The sequence below is a fragment of the Ruegeria sp. CDSA077 genome (assembly GCF_059612265.1).
Map to the genome: position 1 here is coordinate 1,003,870 of NZ_JBXWQG010000001.1, position 20,919 is coordinate 1,024,788.

The 20,919-nt window shown below is 57.8% G+C and carries 19 protein-coding genes; 10 read left to right on the forward strand and 9 right to left on the reverse strand.

Annotated elements, in window-relative coordinates; translation table 11 throughout:
• Positions 1 to 148 precede the first annotated feature (148 nt).
• Positions 149 to 1,102: a radical SAM protein gene (locus tag AC2FLE_RS05055; protein WP_496695585.1), complete on the forward strand. Its 954-nt coding sequence runs from the start codon at positions 149 to 151 to the stop codon at positions 1,100 to 1,102.
• Here AC2FLE_RS05055 and AC2FLE_RS05060 read toward each other — a convergent pair whose 3' ends face one another.
• A complete protein-coding gene (locus tag AC2FLE_RS05060) occupies positions 1,103 to 1,798 on the reverse strand; it encodes a lipid-binding SYLF domain-containing protein (protein ID WP_496695587.1) in 696 nt (231 codons plus the stop codon).
• A gap of 103 nt (positions 1,799 to 1,901) precedes the next feature.
• Complete coding sequence (locus tag AC2FLE_RS05065; RefSeq protein ID WP_142633572.1) at positions 1,902 to 2,171, reverse strand: usg protein; 270 nt, start codon at positions 2,169 to 2,171, stop codon at positions 1,902 to 1,904.
• A gap of 224 nt (positions 2,172 to 2,395) precedes the next feature.
• On the opposite strand from AC2FLE_RS05065, the gene gyrA reads away from it, so the two are divergent.
• The gene (gyrA, locus tag AC2FLE_RS05070; protein ID WP_496696095.1) at positions 2,396 to 5,092 is read left to right on the forward strand and encodes a DNA gyrase subunit A; all 2,697 of its coding nucleotides are present in this window, start codon (positions 2,396 to 2,398) and stop codon (positions 5,090 to 5,092) included.
• A gap of 51 nt (positions 5,093 to 5,143) precedes the next feature.
• On the opposite strand, the gene AC2FLE_RS05075 is transcribed toward gyrA, so the two are convergent.
• From AC2FLE_RS05075 to AC2FLE_RS05090, 4 genes are all read right to left on the reverse strand, one after another.
• The gene (locus tag AC2FLE_RS05075; protein ID WP_496695588.1) at positions 5,144 to 6,391 is read right to left on the reverse strand and encodes a DsbA family protein; all 1,248 of its coding nucleotides are present in this window, start codon (positions 6,389 to 6,391) and stop codon (positions 5,144 to 5,146) included.
• 89 nt (positions 6,392 to 6,480) lie between these two features.
• Positions 6,481 to 7,950, reverse strand: a complete 1,470-nt coding sequence (locus tag AC2FLE_RS05080; protein WP_496695590.1) for a carboxypeptidase M32 — start codon at positions 7,948 to 7,950, stop codon at positions 6,481 to 6,483.
• Positions 7,951 to 7,955: 5 nt separating this feature from the next.
• Positions 7,956 to 9,101: a heme A synthase gene (ctaA, locus tag AC2FLE_RS05085; RefSeq protein WP_496695591.1), complete on the reverse strand. Its 1,146-nt coding sequence runs from the start codon at positions 9,099 to 9,101 to the stop codon at positions 7,956 to 7,958.
• A gap of 62 nt (positions 9,102 to 9,163) precedes the next feature.
• The gene (locus AC2FLE_RS05090) at positions 9,164 to 9,907 is read right to left on the reverse strand and encodes an RNA methyltransferase (protein ID WP_281972025.1); all 744 of its coding nucleotides are present in this window, start codon (positions 9,905 to 9,907) and stop codon (positions 9,164 to 9,166) included.
• A 153-nt stretch (positions 9,908 to 10,060) separates the two neighbouring features.
• Here AC2FLE_RS05090 and AC2FLE_RS05095 point away from each other — a divergent pair, with 153 nt between their 5' ends.
• From AC2FLE_RS05095 to AC2FLE_RS05110, 4 genes are all read left to right on the forward strand, one after another.
• Positions 10,061 to 10,681: a thiamine phosphate synthase gene (locus AC2FLE_RS05095; protein WP_496675816.1), complete on the forward strand. Its 621-nt coding sequence runs from the start codon at positions 10,061 to 10,063 to the stop codon at positions 10,679 to 10,681.
• Between the two features lie 56 nt (positions 10,682 to 10,737).
• Positions 10,738 to 11,631, forward strand: coding sequence for a PfkB family carbohydrate kinase (locus AC2FLE_RS05100; RefSeq protein WP_281972023.1), 894 nt, complete (start codon positions 10,738 to 10,740; stop codon positions 11,629 to 11,631).
• Positions 11,628 to 12,542, forward strand: a complete 915-nt coding sequence (locus AC2FLE_RS05105; RefSeq protein ID WP_496695594.1) for a pseudouridine-5'-phosphate glycosidase — start codon at positions 11,628 to 11,630, stop codon at positions 12,540 to 12,542. The genes AC2FLE_RS05100 and AC2FLE_RS05105 overlap by 4 nt, the downstream gene beginning before the upstream one ends.
• A 64-nt stretch (positions 12,543 to 12,606) precedes the next feature.
• Complete coding sequence (locus tag AC2FLE_RS05110) at positions 12,607 to 13,284, forward strand: DUF502 domain-containing protein (RefSeq protein WP_142633557.1); 678 nt, start codon at positions 12,607 to 12,609, stop codon at positions 13,282 to 13,284.
• Here the strand turns inward: AC2FLE_RS05110 and AC2FLE_RS05115 are convergent, their stop codons facing one another.
• Both AC2FLE_RS05115 and AC2FLE_RS05120 read right to left on the reverse strand, forming a co-directional pair.
• Complete coding sequence (locus AC2FLE_RS05115; protein ID WP_496695595.1) at positions 13,285 to 14,310, reverse strand: patatin-like phospholipase family protein; 1,026 nt, start codon at positions 14,308 to 14,310, stop codon at positions 13,285 to 13,287.
• Positions 14,311 to 14,328: 18 nt separating this feature from the next.
• The gene (locus tag AC2FLE_RS05120) at positions 14,329 to 15,102 is read right to left on the reverse strand and encodes a 3-hydroxybutyrate dehydrogenase (protein WP_142633555.1); all 774 of its coding nucleotides are present in this window, start codon (positions 15,100 to 15,102) and stop codon (positions 14,329 to 14,331) included.
• A 291-nt stretch (positions 15,103 to 15,393) separates the two neighbouring features.
• Here AC2FLE_RS05120 and AC2FLE_RS05125 point away from each other — a divergent pair, with 291 nt between their 5' ends.
• Entirely contained in the window at positions 15,394 to 17,220 is a 1,827-nt protein-coding gene (locus tag AC2FLE_RS05125; protein WP_496695596.1) for an extracellular solute-binding protein, read from the forward strand.
• A 561-nt stretch (positions 17,221 to 17,781) separates the two neighbouring features.
• Entirely contained in the window at positions 17,782 to 18,018 is a 237-nt protein-coding gene (locus tag AC2FLE_RS05130) for a hypothetical protein (RefSeq protein WP_142633552.1), read from the forward strand.
• Here AC2FLE_RS05130 and AC2FLE_RS05135 read toward each other — a convergent pair.
• The gene (locus AC2FLE_RS05135; RefSeq protein WP_496695598.1) at positions 18,007 to 18,630 is read right to left on the reverse strand and encodes a helix-turn-helix domain-containing protein; all 624 of its coding nucleotides are present in this window, start codon (positions 18,628 to 18,630) and stop codon (positions 18,007 to 18,009) included. The two genes, AC2FLE_RS05130 and AC2FLE_RS05135, sit on opposite strands and share 12 nt — an antisense overlap.
• Positions 18,631 to 18,695: 65 nt before the next feature.
• Between AC2FLE_RS05135 and AC2FLE_RS05140 the strand changes: the two genes are divergently transcribed.
• Both AC2FLE_RS05140 and AC2FLE_RS05145 read left to right on the forward strand, forming a co-directional pair.
• Positions 18,696 to 20,213 carry a class I adenylate-forming enzyme family protein gene (locus AC2FLE_RS05140; protein WP_496695599.1) on the forward strand — a complete coding sequence of 506 codons (1,518 nt, stop codon included), beginning with the start codon at positions 18,696 to 18,698 and terminating at the stop codon, positions 20,211 to 20,213.
• The gene (locus AC2FLE_RS05145) at positions 20,210 to 20,869 is read left to right on the forward strand and encodes a DsbA family oxidoreductase (protein WP_142633547.1); all 660 of its coding nucleotides are present in this window, start codon (positions 20,210 to 20,212) and stop codon (positions 20,867 to 20,869) included. The genes AC2FLE_RS05140 and AC2FLE_RS05145 overlap by 4 nt, the downstream gene beginning before the upstream one ends.
• The last annotated feature ends 50 nt before the right edge of the window (positions 20,870 to 20,919 follow it).

The window sequence follows — 20,919 nt, forward strand, 5'->3', positions numbered from 1 at the left end:
TGCCCTATGCTCAATGTCCAATGTTAGCGCAACCATTATTGCGGATTTCCGCGACATCAATTCTCTGTCAGTTCACCCATGTCTCACTTTGCGAAACGGTCTGAAACCTCTAATTCAAGGTGACAACAGAAAAGAACCGGAAACCGGAATGAAAGACAACGCCCCTCAGATCGTCAATATCGGCAAGTTTCAAAACAAATTGGTGACAGCGGATGGCCAGACTCGTGCCTCGGTGGCGTTGACCAACCCCGAGACGCTCTGGTTCAATACCGGGACTCTGTGCAACATCGAATGTGTGAACTGCTATATCGAAAGCAGCCCGACCAATGATGCGTTGGTCTATATCTCGGCGGGTGAAGTGCGGGACTATCTGGACCAGATCGAAGACAGAAACTGGCCCGTGCGTGAGATTGGCTTTACCGGTGGTGAGCCGTTCATGAACCCCGACATGATCGAGATGGCACGCGCTGCGCTGGAACGCGGCTATGAGGTGTTGATACTGACCAACGCGATGCGGCCAATGATGCGCCAGAAGATGCGCGAGGGATTGACTGAACTTCAACGCGACTACGCTGGGAAACTGACGCTGCGGGTATCGCTCGACCATTATCGTGCCGACCTGCACGATAAGGAACGCGGCAAAGGCAGTTTTGACAAAACCGTGGAAGGTATGAAGTGGCTACGCGATGGCGGATTCCGGATGGCTGTTGCCGGCAGAACCGTATGGGGCGAGGACGATGAAAAAAGTCGTCAGGGATATGCTACGTTATTCAACCGCCACGGGTTTGGCATCGACGCGCATGACCCTGCGCGAACGGTCCTTTTCCCTGAAATGGACGAAACCGTCGAAGTGCCGGAAATTACCACCGCCTGCTGGGGTATCCTGGACAAATCACCCGCGACTGTGATGTGCGCCAGTGCCCGGATGGTGGTCAAACGCAAGGGCGCTGAAAAACCGGCCGTTCTGGCCTGCACGTTGCTGCCTTATGAGCCGGAGTTCGAGATGGGGCATACGCTGGCCGAGGCGGAAACGGACGTGCACCTTAACCATCCACATTGTGCCAAATTCTGCGTCCTGGGCGGGGCCAGCTGCTCGGGTTGATCAGTTCAGTTCCGGCGATTTCCAGAATTTTGTACCCGACGCGCCCGCTGCCACGCGCCACCCTGTCTTGGACAGTTCAAAAAAGGATCGACCGTCGGTGAATCGCACGGTTTCCGTCGTGTTTTCGTCGCCGTACATGGCACCGGTTTCGGCGGTCGCGTCATAGCCTTGAGTGATGAACTTATCCAGATCAGCAGCTGTTTCGAACATGATCACAAACTTGGATTCAAAGCCGCCGATGCCGATCGCGCCACCCACGCCGCCTGTTCCCATGTTCATATATGTGTGCTGGCCGGTATCCTTTGAAACCGCCACACCCCGCCCATACCCAGCCGAGACTGGAAACACCGTAACCTTGCGCGAGTCGAACACGGCATAGCCGGCACAGACCTCGTACAGTGATTGCGCTTCGGGATTTTCGGCCAGCAACTGATCCAGAATCTGCGTGGCCAATGTGTCCAGCTTGGCGCGCGTCTCTTCCGGAGTGGCCTCATTGCTTAGCAATTCGGTGGTCGAGTCGACCGTACCCTCAACAGCTTTCGCGCCTTTATCGATTGTCTCGCCAACGGTTTCGGCCCCTTGCCCGACAACGTCAGCCGCGTTTGCCGCACCTTTTTTGATCTTGTCCAAAACTCCCTCAGCGGCGACTGGCCCACCAAGCAAAACGGCGGCGACAAACAGCAACATTCTGGGCATGCGGCATTTCCTTAGCTGATCAATGGTTTGGACACGACCCTAGCCTAAGAAAATCAAATCGAACACGCCCTTTCGTTACACAGCCGATAATCTGTCAGGGCGGCTAATTCACCCGAAACTCGCCAACTTGATTGCGCCACTCTCCGGGCGCGATCATCTTACGGTGGGTGAATTTTACGGAATGTAAGGGGCCTTCGATCTCTCGCTGCCAGAAATCAATGAACTCGAACAGTTTCGGATGATCCGGCGCCAGATCGTATTCCTGCCAGATGAAGGTGTTCAGAACATGGATATAGTCGGGCATGTGGTAGAATAATTCCGCCGTTGTCAGCCCATAACCTTTAAGCATCAATTCCGTTTCGCTGCGCTCCATTTCGACCTCAATATTAATTGCAAGGTCCCCCTATTGTATCACGAAAACACCCTAATCCTTAGTTAACAATATGTTACCGTGATGTTACCGGAGTTTCTCACTTGCAAAATGGTTGCTTGCTTGCACCTTATGTGCCGGGTCTGATAAGGTGTATCCACAAGATATAGAGTCTGCATACAGAACGGGCAGTTTACGTGAGCGATACGCCAGAAGTTCCTGAAAATATGGATGAAAACCCACCAGAACGCCCCGTTTACGGTGGCCCGACGGTCTCCATCGAATCCGAAATGCGCACGTCCTATCTGGACTATGCGATGTCGGTCATTGTTAGCCGTGCGATTCCTGATCTGCGCGATGGGTTGAAACCGGTACATCGGCGCATCCTTTACGCGATGCACGAGACCGGAAACACCCATGACAAATCCTATCGCAAATCGGCCCGTCCGGTCGGCGACGTAATGGGTAAATACCACCCACATGGCGACAGCGCGATCTATGACGCGTTGGTGCGGATGGCTCAGGATTTCTCGATGTCGCTGCCGCTGCTGGACGGTCAGGGCAACTTTGGCTCGATGGACGGCGATAACCCGGCGGCCATGCGCTATACCGAAGTGCGGATGGACAAGCCCGCCGCCTCTCTGCTGGCGGATATCGAGAAAGACACCGTCGATTTTCAGGACAACTATGACGGTAAAGACAGAGAGCCGACAGTCCTGCCCGCACGGTTCCCGAACATGCTGGTCAACGGCGCTGGCGGCATTGCCGTGGGCATGGCGACCAATATCCCGCCGCACAATCTTGGTGAGGTGGTCGACGCCACCCTCGCCCTGATCGACGATCCCGATCTGACGTCCGAACAGCTGATCGAGTATGTTCCAGGCCCCGACTTCCCGACCGGCGGCGTAATGCTGGGCCGGTCCGGCGCGCGCAAAGCCTATCTGGAAGGGCGCGGCAGCGTCATAATTCGCTCCAAGACCCGCGTCGAGGAAATCCGCAAAGACCGCTATGCCATCGTGGTTGATGAGATTCCATATCAGGTGAACAAGGCTTCGATGATCGAAAAGATCGCCGAGGCCGTGCGTGAGAAGAGGATTGAAGGCGTCAGCCACGTTCAGGACGAATCCGACCGTAACGGCGTACGCGTTGTGGTCGAACTCAAACGTGATGCGACGCCCGAAGTTGTTTTGAACCAGCTTTTCCGTTTCTCGCCGATGCAGACCTCGTTTGGCTGCAACATGCTGGCGCTGAATGGTGGCCGGCCCGAGCAGTTGACCCTGCGCCGCTTTCTGACCAGCTTTATCGATTTCCGCGAAGACGTTGTTGCGCGCCGTACGGCTTACGACCTGCGCAAGGCCCGCGAACGCAGCCACATCCTGTGCGGTCTGGCCGTGGCTGTGTCGAATGTGGATGAGGTTGTCGCCACAATCCGGTCATCCGCTGACGCGGCGCAAGCGCGAGAAAAGCTGATGACCCGTCGCTGGCCCGCGGCTGAGATCGAAAGCTATCTGCGCCTGATCGACGACCCTCTGTCCAAGATGAACGACGACGGCACCTATAACTTGACCGAAGTTCAGGCCCGCGCGATCCTCGACCTGCGTCTGCAGCGATTGACCCAGATCGGTGTCAAAGAGGTTACGGACGAACTGGAAGAACTGGCGGGTAAGATCCAGGAATACCTGGATATTCTGTCCTCGCGAGAGCGCATCATGTCGATTATCGGGGATGAGCTGCGCAGCGTGCGTGAACAGTTTGCCGTGCCCCGTCGCACCGAGATCGTCGATTGGTCCGGCGACATGGAAGACGAGGACTTGATCGAGCGTGAGGATATGGTCGTGACCGTCACGTCGGGCGGCTACATCAAGCGTACTCCGCTGGCCGATTTCCGGGCGCAAAAACGTGGTGGCAAGGGCCTGTCGGGAATGCAGACCAAGGAAGAGGACGTCGTTACCAACCTCTTCGTGGCGAACACGCATACACAGTTGTTGTTCTTCACCACTGACGGGATGGTCTACAAGCTCAAAACCTGGCGTCTGCCGCAATCCGGGCGCACTGGCAAGGGCAAGGCCATTGTCAATATCCTGCCGATTCCGACCGGGGTGTCCATCGCGGCGATCATGCCCGTGGATGTGCCGGACGAAGAATGGGAAAACCTGCAGATCATCTTTGCCACCAGCGCAGGCGATGTGCGCCGGAACCGACTGTCGGATTTCACCAATGTCCGCCGCAACGGCAAGATTGCGATGAAATTGCCCGAAGGCATCGAACTGGTGAATGCACGCATCTGCTCAGAAGACGAAGATGTGATGCTGGTCACCAATTCGGGCCGCGCAATCCGGTTCCGCACCACTGATGTGCGCGTGTTCAACTCACGCGAATCCACCGGTGTTCGGGGTATAAGGCTGAGCGGTGGCGACCGTGTCGTCTCGATGTCGGTGATCCGCCACTTTGAAGCTGATCCGGATGAACGCGCCGCCTATCTTAAGATGCGCCGCGCAGTGGCAGGCATCGCCGATGACGGTGAGACGGATGAGGATGAAGCAACCCCCGGCACCATCACGCAAGAACGCTATGCCGAAATGTCCGCTGCCGAAAACATGATCCTGACGATTACCACTGGCGGTGCAGGCAAGCTGAGCTCCAGCCACGACTACCCGGTCCGCGGACGCGGCGGCATGGGTGTTGCGGCGATGGACAAGGCAATGCGCGGCGGAGCACTTGTGGCCTCGTTCCCGGTCGATATCGAAGATCAGATCATGCTGGCCACGTCCAAAGGTCAGTCGATCCGGGTCCCGATCGAAGGCATCTCGTTCCGCTCGCGGTCAGCAGGTGGCGTGAAGGTGTTCAACACCGGCAAAGGCGAAGAGGTTGTCAGCGTCGCCTGGATCGCCGATCAGGGTGACGAGGAAACCGAAGAAGAGTAAACACCATACTGGTGGGAACAGGGCGCCGCTCCATCGGGGTGGCGCCCTTTTTTATGCGCGCACCAGATCATCCACGAGCCAAAGACGGTCCTGCCCCCAAATGCTTTGTCCTGCAATGTGGAAACTGGGAACACCCCACAGGCCGGTCTCTTGCAGTCTTGCCTGATTGGCTTCAACCCGGTCGCTCCAGCCATGTGTGCCCAGGCAAGCGCGTGCCTCGTCCCAGTTCAACCCGGCTGCTGCAACGATACGCGCCAGGCCGTGATCCGTCTCTGGATCAACTCCTTCCGACCACACAGATCGCATGAAGACCGAGCAGAATGCAGCCATCTTCCCCTGGGATTCGGCATGATCCAGCAGGGAATATCCACGCTCCACACCCGCGCCCAACGGATCACAGATACGCCCGAACGGAATGCCCAACCTACGCGCCTCACGCGCGCAATCGCGTAGGATATAGCCCGATTTGACCGTGGGAACTGGCAGTCCACGCATCAGCATCGGCAGGACTGGCCGCAGGATCAGACGGGCGCTGTGACGGTTGGCAAGGGACTGAACACGGTCAAAGGCCAAGTAGGAATACGGGCTGCGGAACGAGAAAAAGAACTCCAGCTCTTTGCCGGCTGCGTTGCTGATTTCCGGTGAGGGATTTGGCGGAGCTATGATCGGTGGCGCGCTTTTGCCAAGCCCGGCCCCCTGCAATCTTTCTTCTAGGTAATGCAGCCGATCCAGACCCCAATACCATTCCCCGCCATAGTAGAACGTTCCGCCAAGATAGTGCCCCAAGGCTGCCAACGCACTGTCACCGGCATGCAGAGCCTTTGATGGGTCGATGGCCGTGCCCAATGGCAGATCACTGCCAGACAACAGAGCCCTGTTGACCCTATCCAGTTGGGCGGCAAAGTCCGACGCATCAAGGCAGGCCGCCAACAGACCATTGGCTTGCGCCTGCGCTTCAGCGCTGCACTTCAGTGGCACCTCCAACCCAAGTTTTGTCGCCAGCCGCGACGCGTCAGCAATCGCATTCTGCCGATGGGCGTCTGCGTCGGGAATAGCTTCCGATGGCGGCCCCGAGATCAGATGCGGGCGCAGCTTGACCCGGTAGCGGTCCTGAAACAGCGAAAGTATCTGCGCGGTCAGATGAGAAAAGGGATCAGCAACATCGTGGAAATAGTGCACCTCATGACCGGTGCCACGCACCCTGCGGCGAACCTCATGCGCCTGCCGTCGTGCAGTCAGAACCGCTTGGCTTGTGATGATCTGAGCAAGCCGGGATTTTACTTTGCGGTCAAGGGACAAGGGGCTCTCCGAGTGAGTGCTTTGCCTGCCACTTTAGCCGTGACCGCGTAAAAGACCACGCGCTTACACGGCAATGTGAGCAGGCATATCTAGACCCCGTAAAGCGCCCCGAATTTTGCCTCGAGATAGGCCAGCAGAGGTTCCGGCCCCGGCTCCATACCGCTGGCGCGTTGGATGATGTCGCGGGGGGCGAACAGGCCACCATGGCGCTGCACGTTGTCGCGCAACCAACCAGTGGCACCCGACGTATCGCCTATGGCCAGCTGGGCGTCCAGATCAGGCAGTGCGGACCTCAGGGCCTGATTCAAGCACCCTGCATAGACATTGCCCAACGAGTAGGTCGGGAAATACCCGAACAGACCGACGGACCAATGGACATCCTGCAAGCATCCGTTCGACGGCCTATCGACCGCATAGCCGAAATCCGCCTTGAACCGGTCGTTCCATGCACCCTCAAGGTCTCTGACCTGCAGATCACCGCTCATCAACGCGCGCTCAAGGTCAAAGCGCAGCATGATGTGCAGGTTGTACTGCACCTCATCCGCCTCGGTGCGGATATAGCCGTTATGGACCCGGTTGACCGTGGCATAGAACGCATCGGCATCGGCGACGCCGAAATTGCCAAAAGCCTCGACCATCTGGCCAAACAGCCAGCCAGTATAGGCGCGTGATCGACCCAGTTGGTTTTCGTAAATCCGGCTCTGGCTTTCATGCACGCCCATCGACACGCCCTGCCCCAGCGGGGTCAAAAGGTAGGCTGGGTCGATGCCCTGTTCATAGGCGGCGTGGCCGACCTCGTGAATGGTTGAATAGAAACAGTTGAATGGATCGGTCTCGCTGGTGCGCGTGGTGATCCGTACGTCCAACCCGCTGCCCGAGCTGAACGGGTGAACGGCCTTGTCGACCCGACCAGTGTTCATGTCGTAACCGAATCCGGTGGCCAGCTTCTGTGACAGTTGCATCTGGGTCGCTGCGTCAAACGCCCCGGTCAGGGCGGCCGGTCCGGGTTGATCCAGTACGGCTGCTCGCAATGCCACCAGACGCGGACGCATCTGGTCAAAGATCGCAGCGATCTGAGTGCCGGTCGTATAGGGCTCGTAATCTTCGACCATGGCGTCATAGACATCGCCGCCCTGTGCCAGGGCCTGACCTTCCTGACGTTTGAGCGCCACAACCTCTTCCAGTACGGGCAAAAAGGCCGCCACATCCTCATCGGCGCGTGCCTGTGCCCATGTGCCCTGCGCGGCTGAGGTAACGCGTGCGATGGTCTTGGCCAAATCGGCGGGCACTTTCACGGTCCGCTCATAGGACCGGCGTATCTCGCGCAGTTGCGCGCGGGCGACATCGTCCTGCGGGTCGGCCTGCTCCAGCCACTCTGCCACACGCGGATCAGACCGTCGGGCATGCAAAACAGCTTCGATCGCGGCCATTTCTTCTGCGCGCTGCGGTGCTGCGCCGCGCGGCATCACTGTTTCCTGATCCCATCCCAGACGCCCGGCAATCTGACCAAGGGCCGAAATTTCACGTTGGAAGGCCATCAGTTCATCATAGGCAGTCATCTGGGTCAGGCTCCGCGGATCGAAGTTGCGATGGGATAGGCTGTCAGGAAGCGCGCACGCAGGATCAGAGTCCACACGATCACGGCCATGAACTGGTGGAAAATGGCGATCTGCCAGGGGGCCGCGTAGATCACGGTCATGATCCCGACAACCACCTGCAGCGACAAGGCTGCGAACATCGTGTTGAAGGCAAAGCGCGTTTGCGGATGCGCACTGGAATTGCCACGCCGCCAGACAACGATGGCAAAGATGAACAGCAGATAACCCGCGCAACGATGGATGAACTGCACAAGCCCGGGGCTTTCGAAAAAGTTCCGCCACATCGGTTCCAGTATCGCCGCGTCCGGCGGGAAAATCTGCCCGCCGATCAATGGCCAGTCGGTATAAGACCGCCCAGCGTCGATACCTGCGACAAGTGCACCGATGAGGATCTGCAGGAATGCGAAATGCATCAGGCCGGTAGACAGGGAAAACAGTTTGGCCTCTTTCGCACGGCGGGCCTGCATCAGGTCACGCTCATCCCGGCCAAGTTCGAACATATACCAGGCGAGGAAACCCAAGATCACAAAGGCCAGACCCAGATGGATCGCCAGGCGATAGCTGGCAACGGCGATCATCCCCTCGCCCTGCGTCACGCCTGACGCAACCATCCACCAGCCAACCGCTCCCTGAATCCCACCCAAAGCACCGGGGATCATCAGCTTGCCGGTCCAGCCCGTTGGTATCTTGCGGGCAATAAGGAACCCGAAAAACCCAAGTGCCCATACCAGCCCGATCACACGGCCCAACTGCCGGTGGCCCCATTCCCACCAATAGATGGACTTGAAATCCGCAAGCTCCATCCACTGGTTCTGGATGCGCCACTGGTCGATTTGCTTGTACTTGTCGAACTCGGCCTGCCAGTCGACCTCGGTCATCGGCGGGACAGCCCCGGTAAGCGGTCGCCATTCGGTGATCGACAGCCCGCTATCGGTCAGGCGGGTCAGCCCGCCCACAGCAATCATCACAACCACAAGTGCAAACAGGATCATCAGCCAGGCCCGGATGGCCTTACGCGCACCACCGCGGCCCCGGTCAATCATACCAGGTTGAACCGCTTGTTGTTTTTCAGAGTCTGAGACCTCTTCGAAGATGCTGCGCTTGCCGCTCATGCGTTCCTCATGTGTCTTGAATTTCGTTGCAAGCTAGGACCACCATGGGACGAGGTCCAGCCTTACCCTTTGTCTTTCCAACGGACCATCTGACGCATGACCCCGTGCAACATCTGCACATCCGCCCGCGTCATCCGCATCCGTGACCACAGATTGCGCAGATTGGTCTTCATGCTTTCGGCTTTTTCAGGCGGGTAAAAGAACCCCGCCTCTTCCAGCCGGTCTTCATAATGTTCGACCAGTTTTTCGACCTCGATGCCTGTGGCCCAGTCGCCTTTGCCCAGATCGGTTGCCTCATGCACGACGTCGCCTGTCTGGCGCATCCACTCATAGGCGGTCAGCAACACGCATTGCCCAAGGTTCAATGAGGCATATTCCGGATTCACCGGGACCGAGATGATGGCATTGGCCTTCGCGATATCCTCATTCTCAAGCCCTGCCCGTTCCGGGCCAAACAGCACGGCGACTTTTTCGCCCGCAGCGACCTTTTCGGCCGCGATCTGCATAGCGCGTTCGGGGCTGAAGACCGGCTTGGTCAACCCGCGCTGGCGGGCCGTGGTGGCAAAGACATAGGTGCTGTCGGAGAGTGCGCCAGCCAAATCGTCAAACAGCTGCGCCTCATCCAGCAGACGGCCCGCCCCACTGGACATCGCCACCGCCTTGGGGTTTGGCCAGCCATCACGTGGGGCCACGATCCGCATCCGGTCCAGCCCGAAATTCCACATCGCCCGCGCGGCGGCACCGATGTTTTCACCCATCTGCGGGCGCACGAGCACAAATGAGGGCTGGGATTTGTCGCTTGGCATGGTTGTCTCCGAAAACTGCGCCTGCTGTAATCGTCGCGCCAACGCAGGGCAAGCCATTGGCGGCGCCAATTCTGCCTGAAACAGGCATAAAAGTTTGCTTCCGCCCCGCAATCCGCTAAACCGCGCAAAAGACTTAAAGCTAAGGACGCGCCGATGGACACCCCCGAGCAGCCGCAGATTTACCTGATTACCCCGCCGACCATCACGTTGAGCACGTTCCCCGACCAACTGGCCCGCGTTCTGGACAGCACCGAAATCGCCTGTATCCGACTGGCTCTTGCGGGAAATGACGAGGATACGATTGCCCGTGCCGCTGATGCCTGCCGCGAGGTTGCGCATACGCGGGACGTGGCGCTGGTGATTTCCAACCACGTCCTGTTGGCGCAGCGTCTGGGTCTGGATGGGGTGCATCTGGATGATGGCGCGCGCTCGGTCCGGTATGTGCGTAAGGAATTGGGTGCCGATGCCATTGTCGGCTGCTTCTGCGGCACCTCCAGCCATGACGGCATGTCAGCTGGTGAGGCCGGGACGGATTATGTGGCCTTTGGCCCGGTTGGCACGTCCTCCTTGGGTGACGGAACCGTGGCCGAGCACGATCTGTTCCAGTGGTGGTCCGAGATGATCGAAGTGCCGGTTGTGGCAGAAGGCGGCCTGACCCCCGAATTGATCCGTGACCTCAGCCCCTGCACCGATTTCTTCGGCATCGGGGATGAGATCTGGTCACAGGATGACCCGGCCGCTGGACTGAACGACCTGATCACCGCCATGGGCTGAGCAGGATGTGAGCGTTAACCCTTGCACCCACGCCGGGGCTGCGGCATGACGTCGACATGACTCAGAACAGCGAAATTCTTTGTATCGGTTCTGTCCTGTGGGACGTGATCGGACGTTCTGCTAGCGCCATGCGGCAGGGGTCGGATGTTCCCGGCAGGATCACCCGCCTGCCCGGAGGCGTGGCAATGAACATTGCCATGACGCTGGTGCGGTTTGGCATGACGCCCACCCTGTTGACCGCCATTGGCCGCGATCCCGAAGGGGATGAGCTGGTCAATGCCTGCGCCCGGCTAGGGATGGTAACGGATCACATCTATCGCTCGCAGGACCTGCCGACCGACCGATATATGGCTGTCGAGGGCGCCAATGGGTTGATTGCCGCGATTGCGGACGCCCATTCACTTGAGGCTGCAGGGGCAAAAATTCTGAAACCCCTGATGCAAGGCCCATTAGGCACAGAGACCATGCCATTCGATGGTCCTGTTGCTTTGGATGGCAACCTGACGCTGTCGCTTTTGGAAGAAATCGCGCAAAGCCCAGCCTTCGCCGGGGCCGACCTGCGCGTGGCACCGGCCTCTCCCGGCAAGGCCGATCGCCTGCTGCCTTTCCTCAAGCATGCCCGCGCGACGCTTTATGTGAACCTCGAAGAGGCTGGCATCCTGTGCCAGCGCGAATTCGCGGATTCGGCAAGCGCCGCCAAGGGGCTGCTGGATCGCGGCGCGCTGCGCGTGCTGGTGACTGATGGCGGCAGCTCGGCAACCGTTGCCAGCGCTGAGGAAATCTTGACCCAAAAACCCCCATCCGTTCTGGTCACCCGTGTGACCGGCGCGGGTGATACATTCATGGCGGCGCATATCGCATCCGAGGCCACCGGTGCCCCAAGCGATGAGGCCCTGTCACGTGCCCTGCATGCCGCCGCAACTTACGTTTCCGGAGAAACCCCACTGTGATCAACATTCAATATTCTGCCGAGGTCCGCGCCGCCAAAGACGCAGGCCAACCTATCGTTGCGCTGGAAAGCACGATCATCACCCACGGTATGCCCTACCCGCAGAACATCGAGGTTGCGGCACAGGTTGAACAAGACATCCGAGACGCGGGCGCTGTGCCAGCCACCATGGCGGTGATCAATGGTACGCTTCACGTCGGTCTGGAAGCCGAAGAGTTGAAAGCGCTGGGCCAAGCGCATGGGGTCGCCAAACTGTCCCGTGCCGATATGGCAGCCTGCATGGCAACCGGTGGCACCGGTGCAACAACGGTCGCCGCAACCATGATCGCCGCCCATCACGCCGGGATCGACGTTTTCGCCACCGGCGGTATTGGAGGCGTCCACCAAGGGGCTGAAACCTCGTTCGATATCTCTGCTGACCTGCACGAATTGGCCCATACCCCGGTCACGGTTGTTGCCGCAGGCGCCAAAGCCATCCTCGATCTGGCCAAGACGCTTGAGGTTCTGGAAACACTGGGCGTTCCGGTCATTGCCTATGGCCAGGACGAATTTCCGGCCTTCTGGTCGGCAAAATCCCCGCTGGCAGCCCCTCTGCGCATGGACAGTGCGGAAGACATCGCGCACGCACATGCGACCAGACGCGCGCTTGGCCTGCCCGGCGGCCAACTTGTCGCCAATCCGATCCCGGAGGCCGATCAGATTCCATCCGAGGAACTGGCCCCGATCATCGCCTCGGCACAGGCGGATGCAGATGCGCATCGGATCAGCGGTAAAGGGGTTACTCCCTACCTGTTGCAACGGATTTATGAGCAGACCGAAGGTCGTTCTCTGACCGCCAATATCGCATTGGTCCGCAACAATGCCCGTCTGGCAGCCGGGATCGCCCGCGCCCTGTCCGCCAAGGCGGATTAACATATAGCTATTGTACCAAGGCCAAGGACTGCTTAACTAAATTCGCAAGCCACTCAGGACCGTAATGAACACTCCTTTTGACGAAGAACCCAACCGACAGCCCGGCCTGTTCTCACGGCTGCGTGCGTCCTTTCTGACGGGCATCGTCGTTATTGCGCCGGTGTGGTTGACGATCTGGCTGATCTGGTCTGTTGTCGGCTGGATCGACAGTGCGGTTCTGCCGCTGGTTCCCCACCAATTCCAGCCTGAACAATATGTTGGCATCAACCTGCGCGGTGTAGGTGTCATCTTTTTTCTGGTGTTCACCGTCGTGGTTGGCTGGGTTGCCAAGGGCATCCTGGGCCGATCCTTTATCTCGTTCACCGAAAGCCTGGTGAACAGGATGCCGGTCATCCGGTCCATCTATTCAGGCATCAAGCAGATTTCCGAGACCGTCTTTGCCCAGACTGAACGGTCATTTGAAAAAGCCTGTCTGGTTCAATATCCGCGCCGTGGCATCTGGGCCATCGGGTTCGTCTCGACCACCGCCAAGGGAGAAGTCAACGAACGCGCAGAAGCGGGTGGCGATCTGTACAGCGTGTTCATTCCGACGACACCCAACCCGACATCGGGGTTCTTGCTGTTCTTTCCGATCGAGGACGTCATCCTTTTGGACATGTCGATCGAAGATGCCGCCAAGCTGGTGATTTCGGCCGGTCTTGTTTACCCGAACGACAAAGACCCGACCCAGCCACCAGAGTGACTATCCAAACATTTCCGGCAGATTGACCGTGCTGCGTGCACCCAAATCGGCCTTGTGATCTGTCAAAAACTGATCAGCTGCATTGCGGCCAGCTTCTTTGAGCTTATGGAGGACCACCGGGTTGGGCACCGTCTTGGTCGCGACCGAGAGGTCATTCATCAGCGCATCATCGGCAATCATGTGAACCAGAACGCGGCTCATTTCGCCCGTTTTCAGCTTGCCATCCTCCAGCAAGCGCTGAACGAAGCTTATGGCCCTCAGTTCCCGAAACAGCGATGAGTTAAAGCCAATCTCATTGATCCGGTTCTGGATCTGCTGCGGCGTCTTGGGGATTTCTTCCCGTTCCAGAGGGTTGATGTTCACGATCACCACGTCCTCGGGCAGATCGGAATTGAACAAGGGATACAGAGCTGGATTACCGGTATACCCGCCATCCCAGTAAGCCTCGGTCCGGCCCGATTTTGGATCGAATATCTCGACCGCCTGAAACAGGGTTGGCAAACAGGCGGACGCAAGGATGGCCTCAGTCGACAGCTCGTCCCCTGTGAACACCCGTATCTTTCCGCTGCGCACGCAGGTCGCGCAGACATACAGACGCGGACCTTCGGCAGCGCATATTTCATCGAAATCAAAGCGCTCAACCACGGGCTGCAAGGGATTACGGTAGAACGGCCCATAGGCATAAGGCGAAACCAATCGCGACCAGGCGTCGCCTACAGCAAACGGCAGCGAATTTTCGATGGACTGTGCGATATGTGAGGGCTCAAACGCACGCATCCAGTTGGTCAGGTTCGTATCGTCGACAGCCCCCATACGGGCCCAGAGCGCATCCAGATTGGCGCGCGCACCCTCCCGGCCGCCCCGTACCATGCCAGACTTATAGGCCGCACCGTTCAGTGCGCCTGCCGATGTTCCCGTGATCGCCGCGACTTCGATATCATCTTCGTCCAGCAGACGATCCAGCACACCCCAAGTGAACGCTCCGTGCGCGCCGCCGCCCTGCAAAGCCAGATTGATACGTATCACTGCCCTACTCCCCAAGGCTCAGAGCGCGGTCCACCCGCCATCAACTGAAATCGTAGTGCCGGTGATCTGCGCCGCCGCATCCGAGCACAGAAAGATCGTCGTACCGCCCAGTTGTTCGACCGTAGCGAATTCTTTCGAAGGTTGCCGCTTTAGCAGGACATTCTTCACGACATCCTCACGGCTCATATCGTATTCTTTCATCGTATTGGGTATCTGCTCTTCGACCAGCGGCGTCAGCACATATCCCGGGCAAATCGCATTACAGGTAATCGGCTCTTGTGCGGTCTCGAGGGCTACGGTTTTGGTCATCCCGACAACACCGTGCTTGGCCGCGATATAGGCGGCTTTGAAAGGCGATGCCGTCAACCCATGGGCCGATGCAATATTCACCACCCGTCCCCAGCCCGCCTTGCGCATCATCGGCAACGCGGCGGCAGTGGTGTGAAAGGCCGAGTTCATGTTGATCGCAATGATCGCGTCCCATTTGTCGGTTGGAAACTGATCAATCGGCGCCACATGCTGAATGCCGGCATTGTTGACCAGGATATCGCAGGCTCCAGCCTTTTCGATCAGCGCCCGACACTCGTCACCCTTGGACATGTCCGCTTTGATATAGCGCGCGTTGGTTCCGGTTTCCTGCCCGATCTCTGCGGCCAGAGCATGATCTTCGTCGCGGTCAGTAAAGGAATTCAGCACCACATCCGCCCCGGCCTTGGCCAGCTCGCGGGCGATGCCCAGCCCAATGCCCGAATTCGATCCTGTGATGATTGCTGTTTTGCCTGAAAGACTCATGGGTGCTCTCCGTCAGATTCCGTGTTGACGGCACAGTGCCATGCTGCACCTGCAAAGAAAACGGGGAAAGATTGGCCGCGCTGTATCAGTGAAAATCGCACAAAAAAAACGCCCGCACGAAGCGGGCGTTAAGTTATTGAGGCAGGTTTCATACAGGCAAGAAACCTATCGAGCAGTACGCCCTTTATAAGCAATTCCACGCCTTCGTCCAAGCTAAAAGTTTGATAATATGAAAAATCATGGCTACGGTGAATCCCAACAAAATAAGGCCAGAGCAGGATTGTTTCCAAAATGAGCCCCGATTTTCTTCGCCCCGTTCGCCCTATGATCGCGGGAATCGTTAGTGTTTTTGCCGTTGCAGCAGCCCATGCAGAATCGACCCATGGCATAGCTATGTATGGCGACCCTGCCCTACCACCGGATTTTGTGTCGCTACCCTATGTCAACGCTGATGCACCCAGAGGCGGCAAAGTCGTATTTGGAAATACCGGCGGCTATAACAGTCTTAACCCGTTTGTGCAAAAAGGCACGTCACCCTGGCAGTTGCGATTTTGGACCCATGAAAGCCTGATGGGGCGTTCCTGGGACGAACCTTTCACTCTTTACGGGTTGTTAGCCGAATCAGTTGAGACGGCTCCAGACCGATCCTGGGTCGAATTTACCCTGCGAGAGAATGCCCGATTCTCGGATGGATCACCGGTCACTGTCGAGGATGTCATCTGGTCATATGAGACTTTGGGAACCGAAGGGCACCTGAGATATCGCGGCCTTTGGGGAAAGATCGACAGTATCGAACAAACCGGACCGCGTTCCGTCCGCATCACGTTTAACGACCCCGACCGCGAGCTTGCGCTGATCGCCGGGATGCGCCCAATCCTTCAGAAGGCACAGTGGGAGGGTAAAGACTTTGCCGACGCGCCGCTGCAAGACATCCCCCTGGGGTCTGGACCGTATGTCATCGACGGGTACGAAGCCGGACGGTATGTGAACCTGCGTCGCAATCCGGATTACTGGGGCGCTGACATTCCGTTTCGGCGCGGCACCATGAATCTGGATGAGATGCGGATCGAGTTCTACGGGGATGGCACAGTCGCATTCGAGGCCTTCAAAGCAGGCGAGCTCTCAGCCGTGCGCGAGTTTAACGCCGATAAGTGGAACAACCAGTATAACTTCCCCGCGGTACAGCGCGGCGATGTGGTGAAAACCGAAATCCCGCATCGCAAGCCTTCGGGCATGACCGGATTTGTCATGAATACGCGCAAGCCACCCTTCGATGATTGGCGCGTGCGCGAGGCCCTGACTCTGGCTTTCAATTTCGAATTCATCAACGACACCGTCACCGGAAGCGCGCAACCGCGGATAACCTCGTATTTCTCGGGCTCGGATCTGGCGATGCAGCCCGGTACTGCCACCGGTCAGGTGGCTGAGCTGCTGCAGCCATACGCCGATACACTGTTGCCCGGTACGCTGGAAGGTTACGAGCTGCCGGTAGGTGACGGTTCGGAACGCAACAGGGCCAATCTGCGCAAGGCAACCAGGCTTCTGCAAGAGGCTGGCTGGACAGTTCAGGACGGCGTGTTGCGAAACGCAGATGGCGAAGCGTTCATCGTTGACATGGTCATCAGCCAGGGCAGCCTCAACGTTGTCCAGAATGTCGGAACGATCGCCGAAATCTATGCGCGTACGCTTGAACGGCTTGGCATCGAGCTTACAGTCGAAAAAATCGACGACGCACAATACACCTCTCGGATGGATGCCCATGATTTTGATATGACCCCATTTCGCCGGGCTCTTTCACTGTCGCCGGGCAACGAACAACGCCTGTATTGGGGCAGTGAAAATGCCAACACGGCAGGAACACGTAACCTGATGGGGGTTCAGTCACCAGCAGTGGACGGTTTGATCGATACGATGCTTGCCTCTGAAAGCCACGAAGATTTCGTGTCTGCGACCCGCGCGCTAGATCGCGTTCTAACCGCTGGCCGGTATGTCATCCCGATCTGGAGCTTTGACGTCGGCCGGATTGCACATGCGCGTGAGCTGAAACAGCCGGAAACCCTGCCCATATACGGTGACGGGCCGGAATACATGCCGCAGGTCTGGTGGTACGAGGAATAGCGCCTCAAAAGAGGCGGCCCTGTCCTTTCCTAATTGCTAACTGTCCGTGCCAATCTCGTTCCAGAGGATCGCAACCGCTGCAGATGTGATGCAATAAGACCCGTTCGGCGTTTGCTGTGTGGGTCTCATACCCTTCGGCGGATTCTGGCACAGACCCGCAGTACCACGACATGCAGGTAAATGCTGTAGGCATTCCGCTATAAATTGATGCGATCCCTAGTTTCAGACAAATTTGAAAAATTTCAACAAGGGGCTTTACGTAACGGGTTCGAAAGATATAGCCTGCGACTAGTACAAATGTATCCAATTTGAATTACGCCAAACATTACCGACACATAGCTGTGTTACAACATCAGGAACAGTATTTTCGGACCAGCCTCCACTCACTCAAAACTATTTGGTCCGTAGGCCCGTCTCAGATTTCCTGTGGCGGGCCTAACTGATTTAAACTTCGCACGCTCAAGGTGCGACATTTTGCCATAGCCCTACCTGCAAACACCATTCGTACCCTGAATTCAGGGCCGAGCAGATCTGTAGCCAGACAAACAGAAAGCCCAATATATGTTTAAGTGGAACGATCTGACGCAAGATTGGAATGAAATGTACGCCCGTGCAAAACGGCGGTTTCCCAATTTGCGCGACCGAGACATGGATGCGGTCGGGCGCGACCGTGCGCAATTCGAGGCTTATCTGGCCGAACGTCATCATCTGACGGTAAACGAAGCACATGAAGAGCTTGAGGATTTCCTGTTCACCGAAGCGCTAACCCGTGAAGTCACCAAACATCTAGGTAAGTGACGTCACCCACAGGATCATCGCGTCTTCTTCACTGACCGAAACGACATTATGCCCCATGCTGCCGTCGTAATAGGCGCTGTCACCGCGGCGCATTTCGACGGGTTCGTAGAACTCGGTATACAGGCGAACAACACCCGTCAGCACGTACAGGAATTCTTCGCCATCGTGGCGGACCCACCCTTCAAACTCATCCATCGACCGGGCACGTACACGGGCGCGATAGGGCAGCATCTGCTTTTTCGTAAGCGTCTCAGCCAGCAGTTCGTGCTCGTATGTTGTGGTTGCGTGGCTGGTACCTTGCCCCATCCGGGTCACAGCCATACGCCCGATCACCTGCTCGCGCTGTGGCGGCGTGAACAGCTGCGGAACAGAGATTTCCAGCCCGATCGCCAGTTTCTTCAGCGCATCGTATGTAGGCGACATCTGCCCATTTTCGATTTTGCTGAGTGTTGAACGCGCCAATCCCGCCTGATTGGCCGCTTGTTCCAAAGTCCAGTTGCGCGCCTTGCGCAATTCACGCACACGGACGCCAAGGTCCAGCGGTTCGACCTCTGTGTGCTCGCCCGAGTTTCGGGCAATTCGGATCAGAGATGTCTGCTCTTTGGTTCTCATGCGCCACTCTATAGGGCCAGCCTGTCCCGCTTGCAACGCAGCAGTTGCCGCGTTAGCCAGACGCCATGCTTTCCCTTTTCGATCAAGGCCCGCCCAAGGCCTGCCCCACCCCTTTCAATCTGGCCGCGCATGTGTTGCGTCAAGCAGATCGCAATGGCGACAAGATTGCCTTGTCGGTACTTGGCGCAACGTCGGCACAGAACTGGAGCTTTTCTGCGTTGAAACGCGCGATCCTTGCAACCGGTACAGGTCTGCTGCGGGCCGGTCTGAAACCGGGCGATCTGGTCTTGATGCGTTTGGGGAACACGGTTGATTTCCCAATAACCTATCTGGGTGCAATCGCGGTCGGCATTGTACCCGTGCCGACATCGTCACAGCTGACACAGCCGGAAACGGCAAAGATCATCCAAGATCTGAAGCCCGCCGCCATATTGCGCGATCCCGATATCGCCAGCGCGGATCACCCGAACCAGATATCTTTGAGCCAACTGCGCGAGATGCGCGATCTACCTCTGGTCGAGTTTCGGATGGGCGACCCCGAAGACATGGCTTATGTGGTCTATACGTCTGGCACCTCGGGCAAGCCACGGGCCGTTGCACATGCCCATCGTGCAATTTGGGCGCGGCAGATGATGGTGGATGGGTGGTACGGCCTGCAGGAAACGGATCGATTGTGCCATGCAGGTGCGTTCAACTGGACCTATACGTTGGGGACAGGACTGATGGATCCCTGGACCATTGGCGCGACAGCGTTGATACCGGAACCCGGCACCGATCTGTCGACCCTACCCGAAATGCTGCGCAATCACCGTGCCACGATATTTGCTGCAGCTCCGGGCGTGTTTCGGAAAATTTTGAACGAAGCAAACGATCTGCACCTTCCCGATCTGAGGCACGGCCTTTGCGCTGGCGAAAAACTCTCACGGCATCTGCACAAGAAATGGACACGGATCACCGGGCGCGAGTTGTATGAAGCTTTTGGAATGTCCGAATGCTCGACCTTCATCTCTTCAAGCCCAGCCTATCCGGCACGTGGCGATGCACTGGGGCAACCACAACCGGGGCGGCGTGTGGCAATTCTGGGTCCAGACGGGCCGGTTCCACAGGGGAAAGAAGGGACCATCGCCATCCACCGATCAGATCCCGGCCTAATGCTGACCTATCTCAACGCGCCGGACGAAGCGCAGGCCAGGATGCAGGGCGAGTGGTTTCTTACCGGCGATCAGGGTGCAATGGCAGTTGATGGTCAGATCACCTATCTTGGCCGAGACGATGATATGATGAATGCAGGCGGCTACCGGGTCTCACCGATCGAGGTCGAGGCCACATTGTCCCGATATCCCGGCATCTCGCAGGTCGGCGCGGCCGCCGTTGAGGTCAAGCAGGACAGTTTTGTCATAGTGGCATTCTATGCCGGGCCGGAAAAGCTGGACGAGGACGCCCTGCGCGCCTATGTCGAGACAAATCTGGCGCGCTATAAGCAACCGCGCGCCTTTATCCATCTGCCTCAGCTGCCAACTGGCGGCAATGGCAAACTTTTGCGCCGGGCGCTGCCGGCCTATTTCAAGGCGACCAATACATGACCCAGACCGTCAAGCTCGACATCATGTCTGACCCGATCTGCCCCTGGTGCTATATTGGCAAGACTCATCTGGACAAAGCGTTGGCTGCAACTCCGGATCATCCATTCATCATTGAATGGCACCCCTTTCAGCTGAACCCCGATATGCCGGTCGAAGGCATGGATCGGCGCGAATACTTGGAGCGCAAATTCGGCGGCAAAGACGGAGCCATCCGTGCGTATGCCCCGGTGGTCGAGCATGCCGAAAATGCAGGGTTGGGCATCGACTTTGAGGGGATGAAGCGCACCCCGAACACGCTGGACGCTCATCGGCTGATCCACTGGGCCGGGATCGAAAACAAGCAGAACGCTATAGTTGATGCCCTGTTTCAGGCCTATTTTGTACAGGGTCGCGATATCGGCGACCACGAGGTTCTGGCGGATATTGCCGACAGTCAGGGGATGGACGCCGCCGTCGTCATGAAGCTGCTGAAATCCGACGCCGACCGCACCGACATCAGCAACCGTGACGCGCATTCCCGGCAGATGGGTGTGACGTCGGTACCGACTTTTATCGTTGCCAACCAACATGCTGTCCCCGGCGCGCAACCACCGGAAATGTGGGAACGCGTGATCGGTGAGATCATGTCTCAAATCGAGGCTTCCCCTGCAAAATAGCACAGCCTCCTGTGCATTCTGATCACTGGCCGTGCCCAATCCGCTGTGAT

Bases quoted from the DNA above. Each gene is read 5' to 3' on its own strand.
- AC2FLE_RS05080 (WP_496695590.1), bottom strand. From the start codon at position 7,950: ATGACTGCCTATGATGAACTGATGGCCTTCCAACGTGAAATTTCGGCC.
- AC2FLE_RS05055 (WP_496695585.1), top strand. From the start codon at position 149: ATGAAAGACAACGCCCCTCAGATCGTCAATATCGGCAAGTTTCAAAAC.
- AC2FLE_RS05120 (WP_142633555.1), bottom strand. From the start codon at position 15,102: ATGAGTCTTTCAGGCAAAACAGCAATCATCACAGGATCGAATTCGGGC.
- ctaA (WP_496695591.1), bottom strand. From the start codon at position 9,101: ATGAGCGGCAAGCGCAGCATCTTCGAAGAGGTCTCAGACTCTGAAAAA.
- AC2FLE_RS05110 (WP_142633557.1), top strand. From the start codon at position 12,607: ATGAACACTCCTTTTGACGAAGAACCCAACCGACAGCCCGGCCTGTTC.
- AC2FLE_RS05065 (WP_142633572.1), bottom strand. From the start codon at position 2,171: ATGGAGCGCAGCGAAACGGAATTGATGCTTAAAGGTTATGGGCTGACA.
- gyrA (WP_496696095.1), top strand. From the start codon at position 2,396: ATGGATGAAAACCCACCAGAACGCCCCGTTTACGGTGGCCCGACGGTC.
- AC2FLE_RS05125 (WP_496695596.1), top strand. From the start codon at position 15,394: ATGAGCCCCGATTTTCTTCGCCCCGTTCGCCCTATGATCGCGGGAATC.
- AC2FLE_RS05135 (WP_496695598.1), bottom strand. From the start codon at position 18,630: ATGAGAACCAAAGAGCAGACATCTCTGATCCGAATTGCCCGAAACTCG.
- AC2FLE_RS05100 (WP_281972023.1), top strand. From the start codon at position 10,738: ATGACTCAGAACAGCGAAATTCTTTGTATCGGTTCTGTCCTGTGGGAC.
- AC2FLE_RS05060 (WP_496695587.1), bottom strand. From the start codon at position 1,798: ATGCCCAGAATGTTGCTGTTTGTCGCCGCCGTTTTGCTTGGTGGGCCA.
- AC2FLE_RS05130 (WP_142633552.1), top strand. From the start codon at position 17,782: ATGTTTAAGTGGAACGATCTGACGCAAGATTGGAATGAAATGTACGCC.
- AC2FLE_RS05140 (WP_496695599.1), top strand. From the start codon at position 18,696: ATGCTTTCCCTTTTCGATCAAGGCCCGCCCAAGGCCTGCCCCACCCCT.
- AC2FLE_RS05145 (WP_142633547.1), top strand. From the start codon at position 20,210: ATGACCCAGACCGTCAAGCTCGACATCATGTCTGACCCGATCTGCCCC.
- AC2FLE_RS05095 (WP_496675816.1), top strand. From the start codon at position 10,061: ATGGACACCCCCGAGCAGCCGCAGATTTACCTGATTACCCCGCCGACC.
- AC2FLE_RS05090 (WP_281972025.1), bottom strand. From the start codon at position 9,907: ATGCCAAGCGACAAATCCCAGCCCTCATTTGTGCTCGTGCGCCCGCAG.